The sequence below is a fragment of the Flavobacteriales bacterium genome (genome assembly GCA_013214975.1).
Taxonomy (GTDB): domain Bacteria; phylum Bacteroidota; class Bacteroidia; order DT-38; family DT-38; genus DT-38.
The window spans coordinates 1-6,759 of sequence record JABSPR010000023.1; the positions used below are offsets into that span (position 1 = coordinate 1).

A 6,759-nucleotide genomic window follows, 5' to 3' on the forward strand; every position below is an offset into this window, starting at 1 on the left:
GCAATCTCCTCTACACTTTTGAAGATGTACATGGTATAGACGTCATACCATTTAATGATGTTCTCATGACTATTGCGGAAGATGGATTATATCAATACGACTATTCCGATAAAGAAAATGTTAACCTCCTCAGCCATATAAACCTTAAATAAGCCAATCATGAAAACCATTTCAATTACTCTAATAAGCGCTCTACTATTCGGTATAAATATCCTTTATGGGCAAAAACAAGACGTTATCTATCTTAAAAATGGATCTGTTATCAGGGGCGCTTTATTGGATACAAACATTACTCACCGTGCAAATATTCTATCTGCAGGCAACCAATGGGTTTATTCTATTTCAAAAGTTGATTCAATAACAAAAGAGAATGCTCTTCCGAAGCCCGATAAAATTTTTACGGCTAAGAAAACTGGGCATTATAACCACTGGACGCTCTCCCCCATGCACGGCACAGATCGATGGGGCAGTGGAATTAAATCGTTTGCCTTTCACATAACCCAAGGATATCAATTTAACGAGCGATGGGCTGCTGGAGCTGGTATTGGTTTAGATGCATTTGAAGGAGCCTATTATCCATTTTATGGCCAAGGTGTCTTCTCTTTTGTAAAAGGAAATTTCACTCCATATATTGGCACTCAAGTTGGCTATGTGATTCCGGCTAGTAATGATATTGTTTTAGATGATGTTAAATCAAAGTATGGAGGAATAATGTTTGAGGCTGAGTTTGGAATTAAAAAATACTATCGAAATAATTTTGGGATCACTGCCTCTGTTGGCTATAGATATCAAGAAACGAAGAGCAAGTATTTAAACTGGCGAGAACAGAGCATTTCTACTGTATATAACTATTACAATCGGCTTTCTTTAAGAGTGGGTATGTTGTTTAGATAGAACAAATATATAAGCAAAAATAAAGGCCATCTCAACACAAGTTGGAATGGCCTCTTTTTTAAATTTTTCATTCTTTACTCCTTCTTCTTATAGGTTTCTGTAACGGATACAACCTCCTTAAAATTAAAGGATCCATCTTCCCAATGCCCGGTATAATCACCCGAATCGTGCCAAGTAAGAACTAGCTCTTTGTTCGTTAGTTTATCTATCACGTAAATATTATCATCCCACGATGATGTAAATTGAATCATCGTTTTATTCTTATCGCTATTCAACCAATACCACATACCTTTCATCTCAGTAACGTCCAAATCTTCCTTGTAAAAAGATTTATACTCCCCTCCCTCACTTATAGTCAATGTATGCTCGAATGGATATGACTCGTTTCCTTCAAGAGGATCTTTCACTACCATGGTAGTTCCATCAAAATTATACGATACAACAAACCCTTCATCTCCAGAAGTAATAAGTTCTGTCTCGTCCTTTGTAAGTATCCATGTTCCTGTAATTCTTGCATCTCTTGATAGTAGAGATATAAAAGGATCGTTCTCTCCTTTTTTACATCCGTAGAATGATGAGCCAATAAACAGGAAAATTGCGATTGCTGATAAAGTTCTTTTCATAATAGTTTTTTTAATTGATGGTGTGCAAATCTAATATTAATTATAGCGGATAAGCTTCTTTGGATTTTCATTAATTCTTCCCAGGAACGTTTATTTATTAAATACAATACTTAATGTCACGTATTGAATAAAGTAACCTTCTTGCTCTAAAACGAGGTTATACTTTATTTCTTTGCTAACGTCATCTTCGTGATTTCGAAGAATGAGAAATGCTCGGAGATCTGTTTAATCGTAGACAGATCTCCGGATAAAATTCGTTCCTCATTGTTCCGAAGATGACGTGTTTTATTTTGACATTTCCTTCTACTGCCAAATAACTTCAATAATCCTTAACATAACACTGACTCCCTTCTCCCAGATCACCACACAACCGAATCATTCCATGCTTCCTTGAACAAGTTATTCCTTCATCCGAATAAACATCTTTATAAAAAATAGAATTAATTGTAATTGTGTCTGACATACTTTCTAATCGAAATTGCCCACCAAAAGAAGAACCTAAACTATAATAAACATTGCCGAATGATCCTTCTGAACATGTATAATTAATTATTCCTGTAGTATTGTATAGGGTGTCTACTTGTATATCACAGGCAAAACGTACCACATCATAGAATCTAGTTCTTCCGAGCCCCAATGCTGGATTAACTTTCTCTACATCAAAAGTCTTTTCTGAAATTGAGATGACGATTTCCATTTCATCTATAATTCCTTTCAAACTATAGTTATCACCTGGCTCAATGAAATTAACGAACTCTAAATCCCTATCTGTGAAAAAGTATTCTTTGTCTTGGCAGGATTGAAGAAAGGAAGTTATTGATAGAAAGATTATTAGATAAGCTTTGAAATTCGTCATTTTTAACAATCTCATTTCCCCTTACTGCCCTACCACCTTTACCTTATCGCTACCAGAACTTATTACCTTGAAAGTAGAACGCCGGTTGGCTGCATGTTCTTCATCGGAGCAATCAGATTTTACTGCGCCCTCGCAACCACAATCGTTCACTAAGTCCGATTCGCCGTAGCCTTTACCATAGATTCGTTCTGGGAACCTAATTTTATTCTTTATATACATGGCAGAAGCCTTTGCTCGTTTTGCAGAAAGCTTAATATTATATTTCTTACTACCTCTACAATCGGTATGTGACCCCAACTCCACTACCATGTTCTCGTAGTCTTGCATGATTTTTACAATTTTATCTAGCTCAACAGCTGCATCCGGACGAATGTTGTATTTGTTTAGATCAAACCGTATGTCGTTTATCTGAACCAGATCGTTAAGGTTTTTCACTTCTCTATCCATCCCTAAATCTAAAAGTGCATTAAGGTTAACCACACCGTCTTTATCAAATACTGTATTTAAAGTAACCGACTTGGTGAAGTAGCCTTCTTTCTCCAATACCAAATTGTACAAACCCTTATCGGTTATTTTTTTATCGTCAACTATCTTTCGGTATTCACCAGAAGCAGGTGTGGTATAGTCGGAAACTTTTCCCGTCTTTTTATCTGTTAAAGTAACCTTTACACCAGCCAACGGACTTTTTGTTCTACTGTCTTCAATTAAAGCATAAAGGGAAAGTCCAATGTTCTTTTCTAATACAATATCAGTAATTACCTCATCAGCCGGTGTTATCGTATTGGTTAGTTTCGGTTGGTTTATATACTCTGTTTTATCACCTATTAGGTAGTACTCTAAATCTCTATCTACATTAAATCGATATGCTCCATCTTTTCCAACGGTNAGGGTATCCAGTACCAACCCTTCTATATCTGTAAGGGTAACAAGTACAGAAGAAAGTATGTTTCCATCCTGGTCTTTCGCCACACCTTTTAATATTATACCATCGTCGATTGGTCTTAGTAATTCGAATGCATAAATATCGTCGTCCCCTTTTCCTCCCTCTCGGTTAGATGAAAAATAGCCATGTTCCATCTCATCATCAATAATAAGAGCAAAATCATCTGCATTAGAATTTAGAGGAATACCTAAATTCTCGGACTTAGTATAAACTGTATCCGAAATCATTTTGGAAAAGAATACATCCAATCCACCTAACCCCAAATGCCCCTTACTCGCATAGAATAATATCTTCGTATTCTCATGAAAGAACGGGAACATTTCATCCTCCTCCGTATTAATTTCAGAACCTAGATTCATCACCTCACCCCACTTACCATCTGCTCCTTTCTTTACTTTAAAGATGTCTACCCCTCCATGACTTCCTGGCATGTCGCTCGCGAAATACATCTCTTTTCCATCTTTGGATAAATAAGGATGACCGATGGAATATTCTTTATTATTGTGCCTAAACGACTCTTCTCTTTCCCAATGCCCTTCTTCGTTCATTGTTGTGAAATAGATCTTGAGGTTTACACTTCCGTTCGAACTTTTGTCCAAATAGTTATTCCTTGTAAAAGCCATATAATCTCCTTTTTCATTAAAAGAAGCTGGACCTTCATGCATCTTTTTATTGATGTCGCCTTTAAAGTGTTCGACATTCACAAACTCCATGAGGTCTCTATCGGCTACATACAAATCCAAAAATGGAAGTCCATTCCAGTTATACTTATCTACTGCTGCTTTAACATCTACCCGTGTGCTCGCAAATACCAATTGTTTTTTATAGTAGGCGGCTCCAAAGTCTTGCTGATCAGTATTGGCTTTGAGTGGGATAATCTTGTACTGCCCTTCATCCTCTAATAGTCCTTGAAAGTCGGATAGGTTGTTGGTAAAACTTTTGGCTCTTAGATCAAATGGCTCTAACGCTTTAAATTTTTCCATCCAGTCGTGACTAAGATCATAAGCACCTGTTAATCTTAAAACAGATGCATAATTAAAAATATCTTCAGAGTCCCCATCCTCACCCTGCACAATCTTTGCATAGTTTAAACTACTGTTTATGTAGTCACTAATTTTCCGATAGCTATCCGCAAGGTTACGATATCCCCTTTTAGTTAACATCTTCGATGACTCGTATTTACTGATCGCTTTTTGAAATGAAAATCGATAGTAGTGCCTATCGGCTTTTAATTCTTTTTTACTCTTGTCCTCAGCGTACTCAACAGATCCTGCCCCGTAAGAAAGGTTATTCATACAAGTAGCTGTTAACAGAACCGTTAAACAGAATACCAGTAAATATTGGAAAATCGACTTGTGCAACATGCTTGTTTAATACTTAAATCTAGATAATTTTTAATTAGAAGAAACGTGGAGAAATTATCTTCCCTTCGTCCTTCTTGACAAAATCATATCTAATCATTATTTCATGTGTACCATTGTTATCCCGGAGTGTTCGGTTTACAAACGACCAATCGAATGCGTATCCAGCTCTCAAGTTTTTCATGATATTATATCCAATCAATATTCCGGTTGCAGCTTGTGTTCGAAACATAAATCCCATCTCTAACTGCTCATTGTAAATAACCATAAGCGTCATATCTAATTCTACCGGAGCACCCTGTGTTACCTTTAATAAACTCGTTGGCTTTAATACTAGATTACTTGAGCCGAGATCTATCGCGGCACCACCAATTACAAAATAATGTCGTTGTTCCTTACCGCTAAGTACGCCCGAGTTACTTTGAAAATCGTTCTCTAATATCTTCGGCGTTGAAGCTCCTACATACCATCTTGGTGCATGGTAATATAATCCAAAACCGAAATTAGGAAGTATATCGCTCCTTAATGATGTAGCGAATTTAGGATCGTTTTCTTGATCGAGATGCAGTTCATGTAGCTTTCCGTAAATTACGTTCATTCCGGCTTTTAGTCCCAGAGCCAACTTCGTATTCTTGGTTACTTTAACATCGTACGAATAGTCTGCATAGAGCGACGAAATATTTATCGGGCCTATGTTATCGTTTATCACATTTATCCCAACCCCCATTTGGTTCATCGATAAAGGCATATGTGCCGTAAATGTTTGTGTTGTTGGAGCACCTTCAAAATTTACCCATTGGCTTCTATTAAGAGCTGTTAACGTGATCGCATCTCTACTGCCCGCATATCCAGGATTCACCGATAATGTGTTAAACGAGTAGTGCGTATACATGGCATCGAACTGCGCATTCACTTCCTGGAAACAGAAAGTAACGGCCACAAATGCTATTGCTACATACTTTATCATCAACTCCTTTTATCTCGTTAAATAGATATACCCTTTGTAAACATCCTCCTCCCCAGACTCTGAAACTTCACCTGTATATAATAGATAGAAATATGTACCGGCCGGTAAATCTTCTCCTCCGAAAGAGATTCCCATTTGGTTGGTACCATCCCATTCGTTGTGATACCCATTTTTCTCGTACACTTTATTTCCCCATCTGTTCATTATGATAAATCGATTGTTTGGGTAGATCTCAATACCATAGATTACATAGAAATCATTTATCCCATCGCCATTTGGAGAAAATCCTTGTGGTGGATCTATGGCGCAAATAGTTCCTAAAGTAGGTTCTGTAATACTTATTTGTTCAAAATCACATGGGTCCCATGGGTTCGTATTGTCCGATACTTCGGTCCCATTTATTACCCCATCGAAATCACAATCTACATTATTCCAATCTCCGCCTTGTTCAACTGTAACACTGTCTAGATTATAATCGCAAGGAATAAACACATTCGTAGAATCGGATAGTTCGGTAATGTTTATCACCCCATCGCCATCACAATCGAAGTTACTCCATAAGCCTCCTTGAGACATACTTATAAAGGTAGTATCGTAATCACACGGCTCAAATACTCCAGTTCCTGTACTCATTTCATCTTCATTAGAAACTCCATCTCCGTCACAATCTGTCGTGTTCCAAATTTCTCCTTTATCTAAAGTCACGTCGTCTAGATTGTAATCGCATGTATTAATTGGGTCTGTACCGGATGCATATTCATCTCCGTTTGTAGCACCATCCTCGTCACAATCTCCCTCATTCCAAGCATCACTTTGCGGTTGGCTAATACTTAGTTCTGAATAATCACAGCCATTAAAAGGATCTGTACCATCTGCATATTCATCACCATTTAATACCCCATCACCATCACAATCTTCTGCACTCCATATCTCGTTAGGTTCAACCGTAATAATGGATACATCTCCATCACAACCATTTGTTGGACTAGTTCCAAATAAAACTTCGTCGGCATTGGTTACACCATCGCCATCGCAATCTGCACCATTCCAATCTCCACCTTGAGAAACCGTTCCATTTTCATCGACAAATTCACATGGTATATTAGGATCTGTAC

The 6,759-nt window shown here is 37.4% G+C and carries 6 protein-coding genes; 1 reads left to right on the forward strand and 5 read right to left on the reverse strand.

Features of this window, described 5'->3' with window-relative positions:
* The first annotated feature begins 159 nt into the window (after window positions 1–159).
* Window positions 160–894: a hypothetical protein gene (locus HRT72_01760; GenBank protein NQY66438.1), complete on the forward strand. Its 735-nt coding sequence runs from the start codon at window positions 160–162 to the stop codon at window positions 892–894.
* A gap of 74 nt (window positions 895–968) precedes the next feature.
* Here the strand turns inward: HRT72_01760 and HRT72_01765 are convergent, their stop codons facing one another.
* The 5 genes from HRT72_01765 to HRT72_01785 form a co-directional block, all read right to left on the reverse strand.
* Window positions 969–1,517 carry a hypothetical protein gene (locus tag HRT72_01765; GenBank protein NQY66439.1) on the reverse strand — a complete coding sequence of 183 codons (549 nt, stop codon included), beginning with the start codon at window positions 1,515–1,517 and terminating at the stop codon, window positions 969–971.
* A 319-nt stretch (window positions 1,518–1,836) separates the two neighbouring features.
* Complete coding sequence (locus HRT72_01770; protein NQY66440.1) at window positions 1,837–2,373, reverse strand: hypothetical protein; 537 nt, start codon at window positions 2,371–2,373, stop codon at window positions 1,837–1,839.
* Window positions 2,374–2,394: 21 nt separating this feature from the next.
* Entirely contained in the window at window positions 2,395–4,611 is a 2,217-nt protein-coding gene (locus HRT72_01775; protein ID NQY66441.1) for an OmpA family protein, read from the reverse strand.
* Window positions 4,612–4,714: 103 nt separating this feature from the next.
* Complete coding sequence (locus tag HRT72_01780; GenBank protein ID NQY66442.1) at window positions 4,715–5,644, reverse strand: type IX secretion system membrane protein PorP/SprF; 930 nt, start codon at window positions 5,642–5,644, stop codon at window positions 4,715–4,717.
* Between the two features lie 9 nt (window positions 5,645–5,653).
* The coding region (locus tag HRT72_01785) for a gliding motility-associated C-terminal domain-containing protein (GenBank protein ID NQY66443.1) at window positions 5,654–6,759 on the reverse strand (1,106 nt) is incomplete at its 5' end.

Excerpts from the sequence above, each read along its gene's own strand:
- HRT72_01760 (NQY66438.1), top strand. The coding sequence starts at position 160 with ATGAAAACCATTTCAATTACTCTAATAAGCGCTCTACTATTCGGTATA.
- HRT72_01765 (NQY66439.1), bottom strand. The coding sequence starts at position 1,517 with ATGAAAAGAACTTTATCAGCAATCGCAATTTTCCTGTTTATTGGCTCA.
- HRT72_01770 (NQY66440.1), bottom strand. The coding sequence starts at position 2,373 with ATGACGAATTTCAAAGCTTATCTAATAATCTTTCTATCAATAACTTCC.
- HRT72_01780 (NQY66442.1), bottom strand. The coding sequence starts at position 5,644 with ATGATAAAGTATGTAGCAATAGCATTTGTGGCCGTTACTTTCTGTTTC.